This is a genomic window from Nocardia sp. NPDC004573, assembly GCF_053602135.1.
In genome coordinates, this window is the sequence record NZ_JBSGDA010000008.1 from 136,110 (window position 1) to 155,796 (window position 19,687).

General features: G+C 66.9%; 15 protein-coding genes. 8 read left to right on the forward strand and 7 right to left on the reverse strand.

Annotated elements, in window-relative coordinates; translation table 11 throughout:
* Positions 1-10: 10 nt before the first annotated feature.
* Positions 11-3,454, reverse strand: coding sequence for a phosphotransferase (locus ACWEKR_RS15465; protein WP_452355009.1), 3,444 nt, complete (start codon positions 3,452-3,454; stop codon positions 11-13).
* 148 nt (positions 3,455-3,602) lie between these two features.
* On the opposite strand from ACWEKR_RS15465, the gene ACWEKR_RS15470 reads away from it, so the two are divergent.
* The 4 genes from ACWEKR_RS15470 to ACWEKR_RS15485 all read left to right on the forward strand — a co-directional run bounded on the left by ACWEKR_RS15470 (position 3,603) and on the right by ACWEKR_RS15485 (position 7,999).
* Entirely contained in the window at positions 3,603-5,027 is a 1,425-nt protein-coding gene (locus ACWEKR_RS15470; protein WP_452355010.1) for a WGR domain-containing protein, read from the forward strand.
* Between the two features lie 148 nt (positions 5,028-5,175).
* Positions 5,176-5,358: a hypothetical protein gene (locus ACWEKR_RS15475; RefSeq protein ID WP_452355011.1), complete on the forward strand. Its 183-nt coding sequence runs from the start codon at positions 5,176-5,178 to the stop codon at positions 5,356-5,358.
* Positions 5,355-5,849: a hypothetical protein gene (locus tag ACWEKR_RS15480; protein WP_452355012.1), complete on the forward strand. Its 495-nt coding sequence runs from the start codon at positions 5,355-5,357 to the stop codon at positions 5,847-5,849. The genes ACWEKR_RS15475 and ACWEKR_RS15480 overlap by 4 nt, the downstream gene beginning before the upstream one ends.
* Positions 5,804-7,999: an elongation factor G-like protein EF-G2 gene (locus ACWEKR_RS15485; RefSeq protein WP_452355013.1), complete on the forward strand. Its 2,196-nt coding sequence runs from the start codon at positions 5,804-5,806 to the stop codon at positions 7,997-7,999. Before ACWEKR_RS15480 ends, ACWEKR_RS15485 begins: the two co-directional genes overlap by 46 nt.
* Before the next feature lie 189 nt (positions 8,000-8,188).
* On the opposite strand, the gene ACWEKR_RS15490 is transcribed toward ACWEKR_RS15485, so the two are convergent.
* From ACWEKR_RS15490 to ACWEKR_RS15500, 3 genes are read right to left on the reverse strand one after another with little or no spacing between them, the layout of a single operon-like run.
* Complete coding sequence (locus tag ACWEKR_RS15490; protein ID WP_452355014.1) at positions 8,189-10,282, reverse strand: hypothetical protein; 2,094 nt, start codon at positions 10,280-10,282, stop codon at positions 8,189-8,191.
* Positions 10,282-12,333, reverse strand: a complete 2,052-nt coding sequence (locus tag ACWEKR_RS15495) for a type VII secretion target (protein WP_452355015.1) — start codon at positions 12,331-12,333, stop codon at positions 10,282-10,284. The genes ACWEKR_RS15490 and ACWEKR_RS15495 overlap by 1 nt, the downstream gene beginning before the upstream one ends.
* Positions 12,308-12,703, reverse strand: coding sequence for a hypothetical protein (locus ACWEKR_RS15500; protein WP_452355016.1), 396 nt, complete (start codon positions 12,701-12,703; stop codon positions 12,308-12,310). The genes ACWEKR_RS15495 and ACWEKR_RS15500 overlap by 26 nt, the downstream gene beginning before the upstream one ends.
* A 229-nt stretch (positions 12,704-12,932) precedes the next feature.
* Between ACWEKR_RS15500 and ACWEKR_RS15505 the strand changes: the two genes are divergently transcribed.
* On the forward strand, positions 12,933-14,330 hold the full coding sequence (locus ACWEKR_RS15505; protein ID WP_452355017.1) for an FAD-binding protein: 1,398 nt from the start codon (positions 12,933-12,935) through the stop codon (positions 14,328-14,330).
* Between the two features lie 2 nt (positions 14,331-14,332).
* Positions 14,333-15,358, forward strand: coding sequence for a hypothetical protein (locus tag ACWEKR_RS15510; RefSeq protein WP_452355018.1), 1,026 nt, complete (start codon positions 14,333-14,335; stop codon positions 15,356-15,358).
* Between the two features lie 185 nt (positions 15,359-15,543).
* Here the strand turns inward: ACWEKR_RS15510 and glnA are convergent, their stop codons facing one another.
* On the reverse strand, positions 15,544-16,980 hold the full coding sequence (glnA, locus tag ACWEKR_RS15515; RefSeq protein ID WP_067800793.1) for a type I glutamate--ammonia ligase: 1,437 nt from the start codon (positions 16,978-16,980) through the stop codon (positions 15,544-15,546).
* A 252-nt stretch (positions 16,981-17,232) separates the two neighbouring features.
* Between glnA and ACWEKR_RS15520 the strand changes: the two genes are divergently transcribed.
* Positions 17,233-17,688 (forward strand): RDD family protein, encoded by a 456-nt coding sequence (locus ACWEKR_RS15520; RefSeq protein WP_452355019.1) that lies wholly within the window; start codon positions 17,233-17,235, stop codon positions 17,686-17,688.
* 52 nt (positions 17,689-17,740) lie between these two features.
* Positions 17,741-18,133 carry a YrdB family protein gene (locus tag ACWEKR_RS15525; protein WP_452355020.1) on the forward strand — a complete coding sequence of 131 codons (393 nt, stop codon included), beginning with the start codon at positions 17,741-17,743 and terminating at the stop codon, positions 18,131-18,133.
* A gap of 51 nt (positions 18,134-18,184) precedes the next feature.
* On the opposite strand, the gene ACWEKR_RS15530 is transcribed toward ACWEKR_RS15525, so the two are convergent.
* Both ACWEKR_RS15530 and ACWEKR_RS15535 read right to left on the reverse strand, forming a co-directional pair.
* On the reverse strand, positions 18,185-18,919 hold the full coding sequence (locus ACWEKR_RS15530; protein WP_195090244.1) for a DUF4191 domain-containing protein: 735 nt from the start codon (positions 18,917-18,919) through the stop codon (positions 18,185-18,187).
* A 59-nt stretch (positions 18,920-18,978) separates the two neighbouring features.
* A complete protein-coding gene (locus tag ACWEKR_RS15535; RefSeq protein WP_159840275.1) occupies positions 18,979-19,422 on the reverse strand; it encodes a TY-Chap domain-containing protein in 444 nt (147 codons plus the stop codon).
* Between the last annotated feature and the right edge of the window lie 265 nt (positions 19,423-19,687).

Consider the following 19,687-nt stretch of genomic DNA (forward strand, 5'->3'; position numbering starts at 1 on the left):
CGTCCACACATCAAGAGTGCCCGCGCAGCGCCGCTTCCACCACCGCGTCCTCGACCAGCTCCGGCTGACCCCACACAGTCCGCGCCAGCCGCAGCTTCCCCGCCATGCTCGCCACCAACGCAGCCTCCGCCGCCGCGTCGGCGCCGCCCTGCCCGAGCTGCTTGCTGTAGCGAACCGCGTCGACGACGACCGACTTGACCCGTTCGTGATCGAGGTAGGTCTGCAAGTCGCGCCGCCACTCGCCGGTCGCGGCCTCGGGCTCGGCGGCGATCCACGCCGCGAGGAACGCCTCCTGCTCCTGCTGGAGATAGCCCATTTTGTGCAGGTGGGTGGCCACGTCGTACACCGGGTCGCCGTACAGTGCAAATTCCCAGTCGAGGAATACCACCTGCCCGTTTCGCACGATCATGTTTTTGCGGTGCACGTCGGCGTGCACCATCCGGAAGGGCCGCGCCTTGAGCGTGTCCCACGAAGCGACGATGCGCTCCAGCGGCTCGTCGGGGACGCCCAAGCGGCGGTACAGTTCGCCGAAATCCGCTCTGCTCTCGCGGTACACCCGCGCGGTCACGGCGGACAACCGACCGGCGAAACCTGCGGGGTCGTCGGCCCCCTCGGGCTCGATCGGCGGCAGCAACTCGCGTGGGATTCGCCCGAGTTCGGCGAACAGCGCCGCGACATCCGCCGGTACATGCGCCGGAACCGGGACGCCGCGCGGCGCGATGTGATCCAGGACGTCGCCGTCGATGTAATCGTGAATCTGGAAGGCGGGACGCACCGATTCCCAGCGCAGCTTGGGCGCCGCGGCGACGAAGGGCTCGATCGCGATCAGCACCGCCGGTTCCGGCCACTGCCGAAGGTCCATCACGTCGGCGCCTTCGACGGGAATCCGCACGTTCACCGCCCCCGCGACACCGTCGACCCGGACGTTGTGGTTGTAGTACCCGGCGGCCGACTGCGATCGGGTGAGCGCGTCGTCGTACATCGCCTCCGCGTCGACACCGAGTACTCGTGCGATCACCCGGGCGGCGTCGCGATCCATGGCGGAGCCGGGCGTCGGCGGCTGGATTCGTGACCGCGCGGCCGCGGCGGCCCGCGAGATGTCGGGTTCGGTCCAGCCATACAGCGCCAGGACCGCTCGCGCGACCAGGATCAGTCCCGGATAGACGTTCGCGCCCTCGAATTCCGCGATAGCCCAGCGCGCACTGCGCACGGCCGCCTCGCGTTGCCCACGGCGCGCGAAGACACCGGCTCGGAACAGTTCGGCCCTGGCCCGCCCCGACCGGTACCCGGCCTGCTCGAGGATCTCGCAGGCCTCGGTGAGCGCGCGCTCGGCGGCGTCCAGTTCGCCGAGCGACAAGCGCGCCGAACCCAGTGCGGTGTAGGCCTTTCCGAGCTCGTGCAGCGCACCCAGCTCACGCTGCCGCACGATCGCGGTCCCGGCGGCCGGGATCGCCCGGGCCGGATCGGTGAGCGCCAGCAACTCGGCGACATTCGTCGCGATATTGGCCTGGCCGACGACGCTGCCCGCAGCTCGGTAGTGGGTGTCGGCCTCGTCCAGGTACCGTGCGGCGCGTTCGGTGTCGAACGCCAGCCGGTAGGCGAGATGACGCAACCGTGCCACGTCCCCCAGAAATTCGCGGTCGGCGCCGTCCGCCATCGCGACGAGTTCCTCGCACATGGCCAGAGCCCGGCCGAATCGGCCCTGGCACATGTGCAGGTCGGCCGCCCACTGACCGGCGACGAGCCGGGCCCGGCCCGATCCGCGCGACCACACGTCTTGGTAGATGGCCAACGCGTCGTCGGTGTCACCGAGGATGCGGCGTGCGTTCGCCGCGGCGACGGCCAACCGTTGCGCGATCGGTCCGGTCCCATCCAGATCGACGTCGCGGGTGAGCCGATCGGCTTGCTTGGCGTCGCCGAGCAGCACCGCCGCTTCCGCTTCCAGGCACCGCGTCAGTTCCGACAGTTCCGCCATACCTGCCAGGTTCTCATGCGGATCGGTCAGGTAGCGGTCGAGATCGCTGATCACCCCACCGATTCCTTGGCTGCCTCCGGCCGCTTCGATCCGATCGACGTATCCCAGCAACGTCACCGCGGACAGCAGCCCGGATCGGACGCCGTGGTATCCCGCCTCCCGCAGAGCGGCGACCCGACCTGCCGGTCGCTGCGCACGCGCGAACCAGAGGTCGTGCAGCACGCCGTGCAGTGTGCGCCGCACGTCCGGATCCAAGCGCCGTTGCAGTGCGTCGACCATCAGTTGGTGCAGTTGGAAGCGCTCGCCTTCGTCTGCCGCGTACACGAAGGAGTATGCGATGAGGGACTTCCAAGCGGCGATGTGATGCGGTAGCTCGAACTGCCGTGCCACCACGGTGAAGATCTCCCGATCGAAGGTGCGCGGCAGGCCCAGCAACTCCAGCATCCGCACTTCGTCGGGGCGCACGTGTTGCAGGAAGCGTTCGAGAATCGTCTCGGGAGAGACCAATTCGGCAGAGGTCACCCATCCCGCGCGGGTGCGGGCGTCGATGGCCAGATGCAGGTAGAACGGGACGCCCGCGCTCGAAGCGGCGATCGCGGCGCGCTCGGCGGAATCCTCGATGCCGGACGCATCGAGCAACGCGAAGCGAGCGTCCATCGGCAGGTCGTCGACCGGCACCGCCCGGATCCTGGCCGACCATTCCGGATCGTGCCGCTCCCAGCCCAGCGGCTCGCGGCTGGCGATCACGACCAGTCCGGTGTCCAGCTGCGCGACCACATCGCGTAACCACGCGTCGGACGCCGCCGCGCGGCCTTCGCGGTCGGTGCCGCCCATTAGCGCTTCGTAGGCGTCCAGGAAGACGGCATAGGGCGGCTGCCTGCCTTCCGTCCCGCTCTTGAGATCTTCGGCGAAGAGATAGGAAACGGCTTCTTCCAAGCCCGCGAGGCTCAATCGGTCGAGTTCCTGGAGAACCGGATCGTGGCGTATCCGATGGGTGCGGATGGCGCGGCGGGCGCCGAGGTCGAGCAGCCGGGTGGCGGTGCCGAAGACCGGGATCCCGGTGGCGTCGTTGAGGATTTCGGTCAGGATCTCGCTGTGCTCGGCCAGCGCCAGCGATTCCGAGGTCAGGCGCAGATGCGGGTGCATGCGCTGCCACAGCACCGCGCAGGCGATGTCGAAGCGGTGGAATTTGATCTTCTGCGCGCCGAACTGCATGCGCAGCACGGCGAGCCCCTCCGCGGCCTGCCGATGACTCGGCACCTGCAGATCGAGCACCGCCGCGGGATGCTTCTTCTCGACTCGCGCGCGCAGCTCGGTGACCAAGCGCGATTTGCCGATTCCGCCCACGCCGCTGAGCAGCATGACCCGCGGCTGCTCGGCGGCGTCGGCCAGCAGTTCGTCGAATCGGTTCAGCACCAGATCACGGTCGACGAACGGGCGGCTGGTCGATCCTGGCTGGAATCGTGCGGTCAACGCCATGCCGTGTCCCCCTCCTGACGAACCCGGCACGATTCTGCCAGACCCGCCCAGCCCCGCAAGGAGGCCACTGCGGCCGATTTCCGCTGAATGTCGGTGGCTGTTGCTAACTTTCGTCTCGTTCTGATCTGACGAAACCAGGCGAGGCGCTATGACAATCGGGGGAACCACCTATCTCGAACTGTCCGAGGACAGTGGTACCGCGCACAAGTTCTACGAGGTGATCGTGGCGGGCACACAGGTGAGTGTCCGTTTCGGACGCATCGGGGAGCAAGGGCAGACGAAGGTGAGTTCGTTCGCCTCCGAAGAGAAGGCGCAGGCGGCCGCGGCGAAGAAGGTCGGCGAGAAGGTGCGGAAGGGCTATGCGCCCGCCGTGATGGGAGCGCGGGACCGGCGCCCGGTCACCCGGCGGGCGATCAGCAGCGGCCGCTCCACCGCGAAGGCCGCGCCCGTGCTGTGGAGTTTCGACTCCGGCGCCGCCGCTTTCGGCATCTTCGTCGACGAGCGCCGCTGCTGGGTGGGCAACGAGAGCGGCGACGTGTTCACCCTCACCCCGGACGGGGTGGTCACCGGCCGGTACCGCTTGCCGGACTCGGTCAAATGCATTGTGGCCGACGATTTCTGGATCTACGCCGGTTGTGACGACGGGCGCGTCTACGACCTGTCCGGCAAGGTGCCGCGGGCGGCCTACGACATCGCGGCCGATGTCGACATCTACTGGCTCGACATCCACGACGGCATCCTCGGCGTCTCCGATCGCCAGGGCGGCATCACCGTGATCGACTACGAGGAGGAGTCGCTGTGGACCCGGCGCAGCACCGGCGACTCGGGCTGGATGGTGCGCATCGACACCGACGGTGTCTACCACGGGCATTCCGCCGGCGTCACGAAATACGACCTGGACAGCGGAAACCCTCTGTGGCATGCGGGCACCGGCGGCGACGTCCTGTTCGGCTGGCAGGAATCCGGCGCCGTCTACGCGGGCACCGCCCGCAACCAGGTCCGCATGGTGGCCAAGAGGGGCCGCGCCGAACGCACCTACCAGTGCGATGCCGCGGTCTTCTCCTGCGCCACCTCGCCCGACGGCCGCTATGTCTTCGCGGGCGACAACTACTCCTCGGTGTACTGCTTCGACGCCGACGGCAACCGCGTGTGGAAGTTGGCCACCGGCTGCGGCTCGGCCTATTCCATGCAGTACCACGACGAGAAGCTGTACCTGGTCACCACCACCGGCACGCTGGCCTGTCTCGACGTCGGCGAAGCGGCCATCCGCGATGCGGAGCAGGGCGTGCTGCCGGAGACGGTGTCGGTGAAGGCTCCCGAGATCTCCGCGGTGGTGCCGAGCAACACCGTCGAGATCACCTCCGACGCGGGTGCCGGCGTCATCGTGGAATGCGTGCACCAGGGAAGTTCCCTGCGCGTGCGAGTCGTCTCGCCCGGATATCACCAAGGCTGGAACGTCCAGTTCCCCAAAGACATTCGCCGAGCCGGGGCCCGGTACGTGGTCGACGGCATCGCGGAGTCGGCGCGCGGCGGTTTCTACCGCGTGCGCGGGGACATCCGCCAGCTGTCCTGAGTCCCGAACGTTCCAGAACGATACGTTCCTCGCACGTCTCGCGAGATGTGCGAGGGCGTCTCAGCAGGACCCCGGCCGCTCACGGCGCTGGCACACTGACCGAAGTATCGAAATGAGGGGATGGCTCGATGGGTGGACGATAACTTCGATGAAGCCCCGACCGACCTCACCACGCGCCGCCCCGGCGCTCTTCGGCGCGGCGGGCACGATGGTGTCCACGGTCTCCGACCTCGCCGACTACGCCCGCATGCTCGGTCGCGGCGATCTGCTGAAACCGGAGACCTGCGCTTCCGCGGGCTGTACCCGGGCACGGCGCCCGGGGCTGCGGTGAACGCCCAGCCGAGCCCGCCGAGCCCTGCGGTCGCCGATCTCGAGGACCGCCTGCGGCGCACGCTCGACCCGGCGGTCCCGGTGGCGGAGAAGCCACTGCGGATCGCCGGCGACGACAAGGATCCGGAGTTGATCACGCGGATATCCCGGGTCTACGCGCCGGTCACCACGACGGTCGTCGATGCGACCGAGGTCGGCCCCGGTCAGCCGCTCGCGACCACCGTGCTCGGCAGCCCGGAACGCCGCGTGCCGACCATCGTCCCCTTCGTCGCGCGCGAGGGCTCCTGGCGCCTCGCCCCGGCTGGGCCTGCCAGACGATCCTCGCGACCGGCGAGTCCTCCCCGCCTGCCCGTCACCGCCCACGCTGATCTGCCGATTCGTCGGCGGAACGCCACGCCCGGTGGGAAGGTTGAGGTACGGCAGGTGTCGGCAAAGGAGCGAGACACATGGTGGACAAGACCAACGGAGCTGCCGCGGGCGACGGCGGCGTGATGACAGCGGACCGGCCGGAGCAGATCCGCAACGTGGTCCTGGTCGGGCACAGCGGGTCGGGCAAGACCACGCTCGTCGACGCCATGGCGCTCACCGCGCGAGCGGTCAACCGTGCGGGGCGCGTCGAGGACGGCACGTCGCTGTCGGATTACGACGAGATCGAGCACCGCCAGCACCGGTCGGTGCAGCTGTCGGTGGTGCCGGTGGCGTGGGGCGGAATGAAGGTCAACCTGGTCGACACGCCGGGATACGCCGACTTCGTCGGCGAGTTGCGGGCGGGGCTGCGGGCGGCCGACGCGGCGCTGTTCGTCATCTCGGCGGCCGAGGGCGCGGACGGGGTCGCTGGGGCGACCAGGGCGCTGTGGGAGGAGTGCGCCGCGGTCGGGATGCCGCGCGCGATCGTGATCACCCATCTGGACACGGCCCGCGACGAGTTCGACGTGATGACCGAGACCTGCCGGACCGTGCTGGGCGGCGGATCCTCGGAGAACATCCTGCCGCTGCATCTGCCCGTGTACGGCCCGAAGAATCCGGACGGTCACCGGCCGGTCACCGGCATGGTGGAGCTGCTGCCGCACTGCGTGGGCGACTACTCCTCCGGCGAGGAGGTCCGAGGCGACCCGTCACCCGATCAAGTGCCGGAGCTGGAGGAAGCGCGCAACCGCCTCATCGAGGGCATCATCGCCGAGAGCGAAGACGAGAGCCTCATGGAGCGCTACCTCGAGGGCGCGGAGATCAGCCTGGCGACGCTCGTCGCCGATCTGGAGCGCGCGGTCGCGCGGGGCAGCTTCCACCCGGTGCTGTTCGCCGCGCCCGCGCCCGAAGGCGCCAAGCAGGGTCTGGGCACCGTGGAGTTGCTCGACCTGATCACCGGTGGTTTCCCGACGCCCGCGGAGCATCCCATCACCGCCAGCAACGGCGCCGGACCGCATCCGTTGCGCTGCGATCCGGACGGCGAGCTGGCCGCGGAGGTCATCCGTACCGCGTCCGACCCGTATGTCGGGCGGGTCTGCATGGTCCGCGTCTTCTCCGGCACCTTGCACGCCGACGACACGGTGCACATCAGCGGGCACGGCCTCGAGGATCGCGGCCACGAGAGCCACGAGCTGGACGAACGCATCGGTGCGATCTCCGCTCCCTTCGGCAAACAGCAACGTCCTCTCCGGCAGGCGATCGCGGGCGACATCGCCTACGTCACCAAGCTCGGTCACGCCGAAACCGGCGACACGTTGTCGTCCACCAGCAGTCCTTTGCGGATCGAACCGTGGCCGATGCCCGATCCCTTGCTGCCCGTCGCCATCCGCGCGCACAGCAAAGCCGACGAGGACAAACTTTCCCAAAGCCTCGCCCGCTTGGCCGCCGAAGATCCGGCGCTGCGCCTCGAGCACAACGCTCAGACCCATCAGCTGGTGCTCTGGTGCCTCGGTGAAGCGCATCGCGACGTCGCCTTGGAACGGCTGCGGACCCGGTTCGGCGTGCAGGTGGACGTGACCGATCACGAGGTGGCGTTGCGGGAGACGTTCGCAGGCAAGGCGAACGGGCGCGGCAGGCACGTCAAACAGTCCGGCGGGCACGGGCAGTACGCGGTGTGCGAGATCGAGGTCGAACCGCTGCCGGAGGGGTCGGGGATCGAGTTCGTGGACAAAGTGGTCGGCGGCGTCGTTCCTCGCCAGTTCATCCCCTCGGTGGAGAAGGGCGTCCGAGCGCAGGCGTCGCGCGGATTGACTGCCGGATATCCCCTGGTGGACGTGCGCGTCACACTGTTCGACGGCAAAGCCCACTCCGTGGACTCCTCCGATGCCGCGTTCCAGACCGCGGGCGCGCTCGCCTTGCGCGAGGCCGCCGCGGCCGCGGGGATCAGGGTGCTCGAGCCGCTCGCCGAAGTCTGGGTGCTGGTCTCCGACGACTATGTCGGACCGGTACTCAGTGACCTGTCCAGCCGCCGCGGTCGCGTCCTCGGCACCGAGCCGCACGGCGCAGGCCGCACCCGGATCCACGCCGAAGTCCCCGAACTCGAACTCAGCCGCTACGCCATCGACCTGCGTTCGATCTCGCACGGCACCGCCGATTTCACCCGCAGCTACGCGCGCCACGAGCCGATGCCGAACCAGATCGCCGCGTCGCTGCGCGGGGAAAAGGCACGCGCGTAGTCGGCACCTGTTTCGGTCGCGGGTACCGGCCCGCGAGTTCGACGCTCGGTTCGGCGCGCCGGCCAGAACCGACGCACGCTTCTGAACGCCGTGACCTGTGAGTCGGCGAGACGCACAGGTATGGCGAGGTCACGTAGCGCCGGTGGCAAGGAAGGAGTTCGTCGCCACGAGGTTCCCGCTACCGGCTGCTCAGACCTGCGGTGGCGGGCCGACGGGTGGCGGACCGGCAGGTTGTGCCGTGCTGACCGTAGGCGGGGGTGGTGCCGTAGCGCCGGGGTCGGCGGTACCGGAGCCGACATCCAGACCCGTGGGGTGCGCGTAGCCGGTGAAACTGCCGTACTTTTCGGTCAGCGGCGGGTTATTCGGGTCCAGCGGGATGAGCTGACCGTTGTCCAAGATGTTGAGACCGGTTTCGTTCTTGACGATCAGCGCGCTGTGCTTCTCCCACTGCACGACATCGCCCGTCTTCAGCTGGGCGATATCGTTGACTGTCGCCCAGGGGTGTTCCGCCGTGGACTCGCCCGCCGTACCGGCGTACGCGGCTGCCGCATCGGTCGCTGTGTTCTGCGTCTGCCGCTGCAAAGCTTCCGCCACGGGCTGGGATACCTGCACGGTCGAATTGCCGATCTTGTAATCCACCATCGCGCCCGGTGTCGTCACCGCAGGCGGAGCGCCGGCGTACGTCGGAGCCGTCACGCCAGGAGGAGCCGACTGCTGCGCTGCTTGATTCGCGGTGGCCGGTTGGGCGTTGCGATCCCGCTCGCGTTCGCGTCGCCGGTCCCGCTCCTCCTGCCGATCCCGCTCACGCTGCTCGTAGGCGCGGTCGTCGGGCTGGCGGTTGCCCTGATTCATCATTCCGCCCAGGGCGCTCATCATCATCGCCTGCTGCATCGCATTCGCCATACCATTGTCGCCGGCAGGGGCAGCGGTAGCAGCGGCGGGTTGGGTGGTGACGCCGGGAGTGCTTCCGACGCCACTGGTTTGCGGCGACGAACCGCCGGCGACCGGGTAGGTACCGGAGGGCGACGTACCGGTACTTCCGTTATCCGAGATCGTCTGGGTATCCGCCCCGGTCGCAGGATCCGTCGTCTCGCCCGACAGATTGGGCAGATCCTCGAATGTGGAACTCCAGTCCTCGTTCGTCGCGCCGGGCTGCTGGGGCGAGGTGCCCGTGCCCGGTGGCACATAGTTGTTGCCCGTGTTGTTGTTGGCGTTGTTATTCGCGTTATTGTTGTTGTTGGCGTTGTTATTGTTCGCGTTATTATTATTATTATTATTGTTGTTGTTGTTGTTCTCGTGGTCGATGTCCTGGGCTTTCTTCTGGAATTCCTTCGTCGCTTCCGCGTATTTCTTGTCCCAATCCTCGGCCGCCAGGTCGATGGCTCTCACATAGTATCTCTGCTCAGCTTCCGCCGTCAGATAAAACTTGCCGTAGCCCTCAGTGTCCTTAACGGTGTTCTTCTCGTAAACCGGGACCTGGTGCTCGTAGTGGGCAGGGCCTCCGGAGCTTTCCGTGATTTGGTTACCGGTATGCGTGGTCTTTGTAGGCTCGTACTTCAGGTCTGCCACGAGATCGTTCTTGATTTGCACGAGCTCTTTGAAGGTGTCGTCGTTGATCACCTTGGTATCGAAGGTGTCGAATTTGACGTCCTTGTGCTTATCCTTGTAATCGGTCTTCCGCTTATCCAGTCGCTCGCCGAGTTCTCCGTGCTGTTTCTTGATCTCCGACCAGCCGTCCGCCGTGGTGATATGCTCATCGTCGAGCACATTGGTGAAATCCGGAGCATCGTCCGGGTTACGGATGCCGAGTGTGTCGAATCCCCACTGCATGGTGAACTCGGTGTCCTTGATCAGCGCGATCAATTGCGCACTGGCCCCTTTGGGTATCGGCAGCTTGACCGGCTCCGCATGTTTACCGCCGTCCTCGTCGGGCAGATCGCCCAGTTTCCAATCGTTCCCGAAGACCGGCGTCTCCGCCGTCTGCTCGGCCGTCTGCTTGGTCTTGACGTAGTCCGACGGATCGCCGGAGTTGAGCGCGTAGATGATGTCTTTGTACTTGGGATCGTTCCTGAGACCCTCGTCGGCATCTTCGCCGATATTTCTTCTTACATCGTCATCGAGTTTGTTGAAGGCCTTCTCGAAATCGGAGGCATTCAATCCCGCCAGCGCCTCGAGCACTTTTTTGTCTTCATCGTTCGCGAAGTTAGTATTGCCGTCGTAATATCCGACATAGTTCTCTTTGTTGACAAGGTCGACGGCGTCCTGGACCTCTTTGTCGCCCATCAGCTTCTCCTCTGCTCGATGGAGCCCTCGGACTCCGCTGGACCTGTCAGCAGCTCACCGAGTAAAGGCGGAGCCCCGCCGAGGCGGGCGGAATCAACGCTGACGAAACCGACGCCGTCAACAGGAGGCTCGACGCTGCGGGCGATCTCGACGTCCGGAATCGCCGTCGCCCTTGCTGCCGCCGGGAACGATGGGTGCTCGACTATCTGGTCATAGCTGTAGAGAGCATCGCGCAGAGTCTGCCGGTCGGGTTCACCCGCGGCGAGCAATAGCAGCAATTCGTCGGCACGACGCTCGAAGACCATCTCGCGCACATCGTCGGTGCCGAAGGCATCTACGAAGATGCCGCCGAGAGGAACATGGGACACGTCCATCCTCCGCGCTTGAAGCACCGCCGCCGCCCTGTCATGGGCGGCGCGAAGCTGTTCCCACCAGCTCGCGGGGATGGGGAAGCCTGCCTGCAGCGCATCGAGAATCTGCCGGCGTCCGGCACGGTGCGCGGACACCTCCGCACCGATGCCGGAAACGGCGGCACGGACCTGCGCATCCGCGGCTTTCGCCAGTTCGATGCACGTGGCTCGAATCTGCGCGTCGGACACCGTCGTCGCCTCTCGCAGCGATTCGCCGGAGCCGCCGAGCGTGAGCCGGTCGATCAGGCCGACACCGGGCGAGGTGAGGTCGACCGCGGATTGCGCGGCCGTCACCCAGCCCTCAACAGCGACATCATCCCCGAGGGAGGCGCGCAGCTCATCGGAGATCGGCGCGGACGACACGAGGGCACGGAGCCGGACACCCCTGCGGCGCATCATCACACCGAACTCGGCGAGTATCCGGGCCGGATCGGTCGTACCTTCCAATGCCGCGATGGTCCTTCGGACCTCGGTGTCCAGCACGGCATCCCAATTCCACGGCAGGGCGACCTCCGACGGCAGGAACAGTCCGGGAGGCAGCCAGCCGCGACCTTCGGTGGAGGTCAGCATGACCACGGGACCGACGGGAGTCCGCCCCACTGCCACTGCCCATTCCACACCGCGCGCCGAATCGGCCACAGCGGCCAGGGTTGCGGCAAGAAGGGTGCGCGCGAGCAGCAAGTCGTCACCAACCTGCTCACCTACCACGAACGACGGCAGCGACCGTCTGGCCTCGGCCACATGGGCTGCTGCCGCGAGCGGGCCCGGCGCCAGGGGTGGCGGCATTCTGGGAACCGTGCCCGCGGCAGCGGCCGCGGCGGGGAACGCGCCTGGCACCATCGGCGCAGGCATCCCGCCTCCGCCCCAGCTCGCGGCACCATCAGCGTCGATGCTCCTGCCTGCCGCACTCCCGGTGTATTCACCGACGCTTACGGCACTGCTGGTGTCATCGGCCGGACTATGGGAGATGTCCGCGCCATTGCCCGTTATATCCACCGAGAGCGGCGTCGTCCCCGTGGGCACAGCGAGATCGGGAGGCATGAAGCCGGAAGGCACGGCGTCGTAGCTCTGCGGTGCCGATGCAGTGGGCTGCGGAGGTACTCCATCGAAGCGGCCGGTCTGCTGGGGCAGGCCTTGGGCGTCGGGAGTGGTGGCGGGAGGCCGCTCCGGCTGAGCGCTCTGCGTAATGGGCGGGTTCGGAACAGGATCCGTTTTTCGCACCGGATCCGTTGACGCGCCGGGAGCTGGACTGTCCGAGGGAGCGATGCCGTCGAAACCCCCGCCCGCTCGACCGACGGTCTGTTTGCCGGACTGATCGCCGTCTTCGAGCGCTTTCGCGGCCGCGATCAGGTCGTCTCGCGTCCGTTCATGGTGGGCGGCGAGACGTTCCGCATTATCGTGGCGCCTCTGGTAATAGTCCTCCAGAGCGCCTCGCACCGGGTCGGCAATCGTGCCGTATTTCGAAGGGAACTCGGCAAGCCAGTCACGCGGGATTTCGCCCCACTTCCGGATGTTCCTAGCGGTCGCATCGTGCTGCTGGGCGATTCTGCGCAGTTGATCCGGCTCGACATCCAGGCCCTTTGGCATGCTAGGTCTATCCCTCCCGCCATCTGTCTCAGGTCGATTGTTCCGCCTTCCCAAAGTTGGGAACCGGCTGGTCCGGCCCGCTCCCGGCTCCCCATTCCCGCATGACCTCCGCTATCGGCCGAGGCAGCTTGTCGGTGTCGTTCATGGCGATGGCGTACTGCCGCCGCGCGTCCTCGGTGCTCTCGGTGATGGCGGCCATGATGTCGGCGGCCAGTTCCGAGTTGCCGAACCGAGCGCAGGTGCCGGGTGCCAGATACAGGTCTCGAAGCCGTCCCATGACATCGACTTCAGGAATCACCAGACCGCTCGGAGACGGGCGGCGCGCGACGATCTCATCGGCTCGTTCACGCACCTCGGCGATGCGGTGTCGCAACTCCCTCGTCATGCCCAATGCGGCGCGTACATCAGGGTGGATGTCTCTCATGGATCCTCTCATCCGTCGGCGGACTGCCCACTGCGCGGCAACCGTTCAAGCGCCTTCTCGTTCGCTTCGCCGCATTGCCGTCGACGGGTGCCCGGTCCTTCGCGCGCCGCATGCCCAAACGCATACGACTTCTCGACCCTATTTGTACGGTGGCCACCACGGCGAGTTGTTCCCCCTGCCGGGAAGGGGTCATACTCGGGTGCCAGAGCGGTTTCCCGAAGGCGAGACCATGAGTTCCCGCGAGGTCCCCATCGACGATTTCGCCACCGACTTCGGCGGTCTGCGGCGCGCCGTCCCGACAGCCGTGCATCGAATGCCCTCCGCGTTCCCCTCGGCGTTGCTCGGCTCCGGTCGGCCATTGACGCTGCGCGGTGCGGGCCATTCCTGCGACGGCCAGACCGTGACCGATGGGGAACTGCTCGTCACCTACGCGCCGGACGCCGCCGCCCGACAGGTGCGGGATCTCGGCGAAGGCATGATCGAGGTGCCCGCCGGAATGAGCTGGCACGGCTTGGAGCGATACCTGAATCGCCGCGGCAGGACCGCCCCGGTGCTACCCAACTATCTGCACATGTCGGTGGGCGGCACCCTCTCCGTCGGCGGTGCCGGCGTCGACTCGGTGCGGTACGGCATGCAGGTCGATCATGTGGAGCGGATCCAACTGATCGATGGAACCGGAAGCAGCCGCTGGTGCTCGCGTGCCGACCACCCGGAACTGTTTCGGTTCGCGCTCGGCGGGCTCGGTATGGCCGGGCTGATCGAACGCGCGGTGTTGCGCACGGTGCCACGTCAGCGCTACATCCACGTGCATCACGCCCGCCATCCCGCACTGGCCGAACTCGCCGACTACACCGAACAGATCGCCCAGCGCGAGGACGTCGACATCTACCGCGCCTCGCTGCGCCGAGGCAGGCTCGCATCCATCACCGGATGGCGCGCCGGGGAACCGGCGAGATGCGGTGCGGCCAAATGCGTCACGATGCCGAATCTGCCGCTCCCGGGGGATGGTGAGGTGGTGGGGAGGACCGCCCCGCCTCCCGACCACGCGCAACTCTGGACCGATTACCTTGTGCCCGCAGGGCGATTCGCACGAATGCTCGCGGCCGTCGAGACACTTCTGCATCGAGATCCGCTGAACCGCGTCCACGTGATGTTGTACATCCTGATCGTGCGTCGCCCTCTCGATGCGATACCGTTCGCCTTCACGCCGGTCCGTACCGATCCCGTCTCCATCGGACTGGGCGTATACACCTCGTTCAGCCATGACCCGGCCACGGCGGTCGCCATTCGCGACGTTTTCCGAAACCTCCTGGACCACTGTCGCAGACTGGGGGGGCGCCCTTATCTTTACGGCGTCAACGACTTCGATGACTTGCTGGCCAGGCAACTATATGGAGCCGATCTCGATCGGCTCGCGGAACTACGCTCCCGGCACCGGCTGGAGCACGTCAACGCCCACCTCCCACTCGTACGCGCCGCACGACCCGCCCCGCTCAGCACGAATAGCATTCCCAAGGCCGAGAAGACGAAGGAAATGACGTCGTCGGTGAGAAACAGACATGTTGTTCTTGCGGGCGAGGATGCCGACTCGGAACCTGAGAACCGGCTCGTCACGGGAGAACGCTGACGATGGGAATGGCCGCGGTTGCTGGAGAATTCCTGGTCGACTTGGCCAAGCGGCTGGCGCTGCCCTGCGATCCGGCGCCGATTCACGCGATGGTAGATCGCGCCTGCGGAGGACAACTCGACCAACGCAGGCCGGATGGGCGCCGAGCCAGCACGCTGACCACGACCGGTATGCCGTTCGAAGTCAGTGTGTCCGGTGGCCGCGGAGAACTCACGTCCGCCATTCGATACGCCACCGAGACCGCCACGCAGGAAACCACGTTCGCCTCTCGAGTCTCTGCTCAGCTGGCCGCGATTCGTGATCTGGTCACATGGTTGCCGAACGGCGACGAGTCCGTCGCCGGCATGCTGCAGTCCTTCGTCACTACGTTGTACCCCGATCCCACGGCAGTCCCGCAGCGACACCGCTTCGCGACGTGGATCGGGGTGGTTCATCATGCCGATGCACCGAACAACGCGGCCCGCCTCAAGGTCTACGGCAATTTGAAGCTCGTACCGGGCGCGTTGCAACGGCTTTGCGATGCATGGCCCGGCTTCGCGGGATTGGTGTCCGTACCCGACAACGAGAAACTCATCAAGCCGGTGGGCGCGGCGATCGAAATAGACGCACACGGCGAGGTCAACCACAAGATCTACCTCAGGGCCCGGTACGACGATGTCGGAGTGCCGATGAAACTCGTCCGCTACTTCGGCGATGCGGCATGGGAGATACTGTCGGAGCTCGTGCGCTGTGGCGTCGACGCCGCCAGACTCCATGAACACGACTTCATGGTCTGCTGTGCCCGCAGCACCGGCGCTCCTGGCTTCGGGATCTACGCGACCTCGAAACGGAACGACGAACTGACGGCACTCGTGCGCGAACTCGCGTGTCGGCACCATGGCACCACTCACGCCGTCGATGCCCTCTCGCAGGCAGCGCAGGCGTGTGGTGCAAGCTGGCATTACTCACTGGTCGGCCTGGGTTATTCCGCCGACCACGGCATCGACAAACTCAACGTCTACGGCGTCCCCACCTGGAGCGACGGGTAGTACTGCATCGCTCGCTACGGGGGCTCCACCGCAACCCGCCTTGCCGATTCTGCGGCCGGGCGCAGACGAGTCCACCCATTCAGCGATCGGTGAAGTGATCGCTGAACGGATGGACTCGCGGGAACCTATCGCGGACTCAGGACCTTGGTTAGATGCTCCGCCGCAGGTCAGAAGCCCGGGAAGGCTTACACGTCGAAGTACAGCTCGAACTCGTACGGGTGCGGCCGCAGGTTCACCGGGGCGATCTCACCTTCGCGCTTGAGAGTGATCCAGGTCTCGATCAGGTCCTCGGTGAAGACGTTGCCTTCGGTGAGGTAGTCGTGGTCCTGCTCGAGGCGGTCGATGACCGACGCCAGGCTGGTGGGGGCCTGCGGGATGTTCTTGGCCTCCTCCGGCGGGAGCTCGTAGAGGTCCTTGTCGACCGGGGCCAGCGGCTCGATCTTCTTCTTGATGCCGTCCAGGCCGGCCATCATCATGGCGGCGAAGGCCAGGTACGGGTTGCCCGAGGAGTCCGGCGCGCGGAACTCGAGGCGCTTGGCCTTCGGGTTGTTGCCGGTGACCGGGATGCGGACCGCCGCGGAACGGTTGCGCTGCGAGTACACCAGGTTGATCGGGGCCTCGTAGCCGGGGACCAGGCGGTGGTAGGAGTTCACCGTCGGGTTGGTGAACGCCAGCAGCGACGGCGCGTGGTGCAGGATGCCGCCGATGTAGTGCCGCGCCAGGTCGGACAGGCCGCCGTAGCCGGCCTCGTCGTGGAACAGCGGCTTGCCGTCCTTCCACAGCGACTGGTGCACGTGCATGCCCGAGCCGTTGTCGCCGAACAGCGGCTTCGGCATGAAGGTGACGGTCTTGCCTTCCTGCCACGCGGTGTTCTTGACGATGTACTTGAACAGCTGCAGGTCGTCGGCCGCGGCGAGCAGGGTGTTGAACTTGTAGTTGATCTCGGCCTGACCGGCGGTGCCGACCTCGTGGTGGCCGCGCTCCAGCTCGAAGCCGGAGTTCTGCAGGTTGGTCGAGATCTTGTCGCGCAGGTCGACGTAGTGGTCGTAGGGCGCGACGGGGAAGTAGCCGCCCTTGTTGCGGACCTTGTAGCCGCGGTTACGGGTGCCGTCCGGGTTGAACTCCGCGCCGGTGTTCCACGAGCCGGAGACCGACTCGATCTCGTAGAACGCGCCGTTCATGGCCGAGTCGTAGCGGATCGAGTCGAAGATGTAGAACTCCGCCTCGGGGCCGAAGTACGCGGTGTCGGCGATGCCGGTGGAGCGCAGGTACTCCTCCGCCTTGCGCGCGACGTTACGCGGGTCGCGGCTGTAGGCCTCCCGGGTGAACGGGTCGTGCACGAAGAAGTTGAGGTTCAGCGTCTTGGCGGCGCGGAACGGGTCGACGCGCGCGGTGGAGAAGTCGGGCAGCAGCAGCATGTCCGACTCGTCGATGGACTGGAACCCACGGACGGAGGAGCCGTCGAACGCTAGCCCTTCTTCGGCGAGGTCGGTGGTGAAGGCCTTCCCGGGGATCGAGAAGTGCTGCTGCACACCGGGCAGGTCGCTGAACCGGATGTCGACGTACTCGATGTCCTCATCAGCGATGTATTTGATGACCTCGTCGGCCGTGCTGAACGTCACTTGTTCTCCTTACGGATCGGTTCCCAGCCAGTGTCGCTTGCATGGGTTCGTCGCGACCAGACGCTATGGATGCCGTGTTTCCCTGCAGTCAAGGCTGTGTTTCGCCGGTGTTACACGTGCGTCAGGCAGCGTGGTGCTGACCACCCGGACTCGAAATGCATGGTAGTCCTGCCCCCGCCGCGGCGCTCGCCGACGCTGAACTGGCGCTTATGCGGCCCCGGCCGCCGGTTCGGCCGCGCCTATCCTGGATGCATGGCACGCATCACCGGCTCCTGGCTCTCCGGCCCCCCGGCCGACTCCGGCGGCCCGGCAACCTCCGAGTTCCCCGGTGCACAACTCGGCCTGCCGAAGACCGGAGCGGGCGCGCTGGCCGGCATGGGCCGCCGCATCGCCGCCCTGTTCGTCGACTGGCTGATCGCGCTGGGCATCGCGGCGCTGATCACCCGCAGCGGGTCGGCGTCGAGCCTGACACTGCTGATCTGGTTCGTCATCGGCGTGGGCGCGGTCACACTGTTCGGCTTCACCCCGGGTCAGTACTTCCTGCGGCTGCGGACGGTCCGCATCGACGCCGCGGCGCCGGTCGGCTTCCTCCGCGCGCTGGCCAGACAGGTGTTGCTGCTGTTCGTGGTGCCCGCGCTGTTCACCGACGCCGACGGCCGCGGAATGCACGACCGCGCCACCGGTACCGCGCTGGTGCATTCACGCTGAGCCGCCCGGCATCGGACCCGCCGGCCGCGCGTCACCCCGTTAGGCTGCGCCGGTGTCGTTGAATCCGGTGATGCTCGTCGCCCGTTTCCTGCTCGAGCTCGTCGCTGTGGCCTCGTTCGGCGTCTTCGGCTGGCGGGCGTTCGAAGAGCCGTGGAATTTTCTCCTGGCGGTGGCGCTGCCGGTAGGCGCGGCAGTCGTCTGGGGAACCTTCACGGTGCCCGGCGACCCCAGCCGTGACGGGCGGGCGAGAGTCGCCGTGTCCGGCTCCACGCGCCTGGTGATCGAACTGTCGGTGCTCGGCGGCGGGGCGCTCGCGCTGCAGTCGGCGGGGCTGCCGCACTGGGGGCTGACGCTCGCCGTGCTGGTGATCGTCTATCACGCGCTGGCCTACGACCGAGTCGTCTGGCTGGTCACCCGTGATTCGGCGACGCGGCGTCGACCGTAGTCCGCCGGAGCGGTCGAAAGGCCCGGGTTGCCCGGAACAGGCTCTTTCCGGTCAGCGGCGGCGGATGGTCCGCTGCACTCCGCGCATCTTGGCGCCTGCGGGCATCGGCCCCTTCGGCAGGGCGGGCCCGCTGCGCGCGCTGAGCGCGGCAAGCCGGCCTTCGATGAGGTCCATGCGTTTGGTGTCGATGTTGCGCGGCAGTTTGGTGAGGTAGCGCTGCAGGTCCTTGAGCGGAATCTGACCTTCGTCGTTGCCGATGACCACGTCGTAGATCGGAGTGTCGCCGATCAACCGGGCCGTGCGCTTCTTCTCCTGGGCGAGCAGCGACTTGACCCGTTGCGGGGCGCCTTCGGCGACCAGCACCACGCCGGGCAGGCCGATCACGCGGTGCACCGCGTCCAGCTGCGTGGTGGCGGCGACGCCGTTGCTCACCCGCCACTTGCCCTGGAGGTTGTCCAGCACCCAGGCCGCGGCGCCCGCCTGGCCCTCGGCCTTGCGGTAGACGCTCTTCTGCACCCGCCTGCCGAAGATGATGAACGCAGCCAGCGCGCCCAGCACCACGCCGAGCGGGACGAGGAACCAGGTCAGCCCGAAGATCAGGCCGATCACGACGAAGACGGCGGTGATGCCGACCAAGGCGCCGATCATCAGCGGCAGCAGCAGCTTGTCTTCCTTGCGCTGCATCTGGAACGCCTGCCACAACTGCTTGCGACGTTCTCTCGACTGCTGCTTGCGGGCCGCTTTCGCCGCGGCCTTCGCTTCCTTGGTGGGCTTACCTGCTGCCATGTCTCTCAGAATAGTGCCCAGGTAGTCGCGGCTTGCCGCCGGACAGCGGCCCGACCGGGCTACCCACGGCGCGCGATCGGACCGAGCACGGTGAGATCCAGGTCGCCGGACGCCTCGGTCCAGCCCATCGCCCGCAACTCGACTGGGGCCGCGACCCCGAGAGCGTCCCGCAAGCCGACGGCCACCGAGCGCGCGAACTCGAGCAAGCTGTTCGGCGCGATCGGCCAGAACAGGGTCCTGGTCCAGTTGTCGGCGTCGCGCCGCACGGCGGGCTCGTGCCAGCCCAGTGCGCGCAACGCCTGCGCGGCGGTCTCCGGGATGGGATCGGTCAGGTAATGATTCCCGGCCAGTTCGGCGGACAATTTGATGTCGTATTGGACAAATTGGACATAGCGATTTCCCGGGGCGGCGATGATCAGGGTCGCCCGGGAGGGCAGCTCCGCAAGACAGTGCGCCAGTGCTTGCACGAACCGTTCCCAGTCCGCTGTTTCCGGCTCGCTCATTCTTCCCCCGGGTATTCGCACTGGCCTGATCATACGCCGCGCCGCCGGGAACACCAGACGGAAATCGTTGCGTCGCCGCGTGGTTCGCTCCGGTTCGCAGCCGTAGGCCGTGTCCGGCGTCGTACTCCGTCGAAAACACGCCTACCTGCGGCATCTCCGTCGCGGACCCGGCGTCGACCGGATACCTAAGCGTCCGTTCGCGATCGCGGACAGCGTCGGGGATCCGGGGGCGTTTCTTACCCACGACAGTCCGCAGAAGCCGCCG

Excerpts from the sequence above, each read along its gene's own strand:
- ACWEKR_RS15485 (WP_452355013.1), top strand. The coding sequence starts at position 5,804 with ATGGTGGACAAGACCAACGGAGCTGCCGCGGGCGACGGCGGCGTGATG.
- ACWEKR_RS15535 (WP_159840275.1), bottom strand. The coding sequence starts at position 19,422 with ATGAGCGAGCCGGAAACAGCGGACTGGGAACGGTTCGTGCAAGCACTG.
- ACWEKR_RS15520 (WP_452355019.1), top strand. The coding sequence starts at position 17,233 with ATGGCACGCATCACCGGCTCCTGGCTCTCCGGCCCCCCGGCCGACTCC.
- ACWEKR_RS15465 (WP_452355009.1), bottom strand. The coding sequence starts at position 3,454 with ATGGCGTTGACCGCACGATTCCAGCCAGGATCGACCAGCCGCCCGTTC.
- ACWEKR_RS15490 (WP_452355014.1), bottom strand. The coding sequence starts at position 10,282 with ATGGGCGACAAAGAGGTCCAGGACGCCGTCGACCTTGTCAACAAAGAG.
- ACWEKR_RS15530 (WP_195090244.1), bottom strand. The coding sequence starts at position 18,919 with ATGGCAGCAGGTAAGCCCACCAAGGAAGCGAAGGCCGCGGCGAAAGCG.
- ACWEKR_RS15505 (WP_452355017.1), top strand. The coding sequence starts at position 12,933 with ATGAGTTCCCGCGAGGTCCCCATCGACGATTTCGCCACCGACTTCGGC.
- ACWEKR_RS15500 (WP_452355016.1), bottom strand. The coding sequence starts at position 12,703 with ATGAGAGACATCCACCCTGATGTACGCGCCGCATTGGGCATGACGAGG.
- ACWEKR_RS15475 (WP_452355011.1), top strand. The coding sequence starts at position 5,176 with ATGAAGCCCCGACCGACCTCACCACGCGCCGCCCCGGCGCTCTTCGGC.
- ACWEKR_RS15470 (WP_452355010.1), top strand. The coding sequence starts at position 3,603 with ATGACAATCGGGGGAACCACCTATCTCGAACTGTCCGAGGACAGTGGT.
- ACWEKR_RS15510 (WP_452355018.1), top strand. The coding sequence starts at position 14,333 with ATGGGAATGGCCGCGGTTGCTGGAGAATTCCTGGTCGACTTGGCCAAG.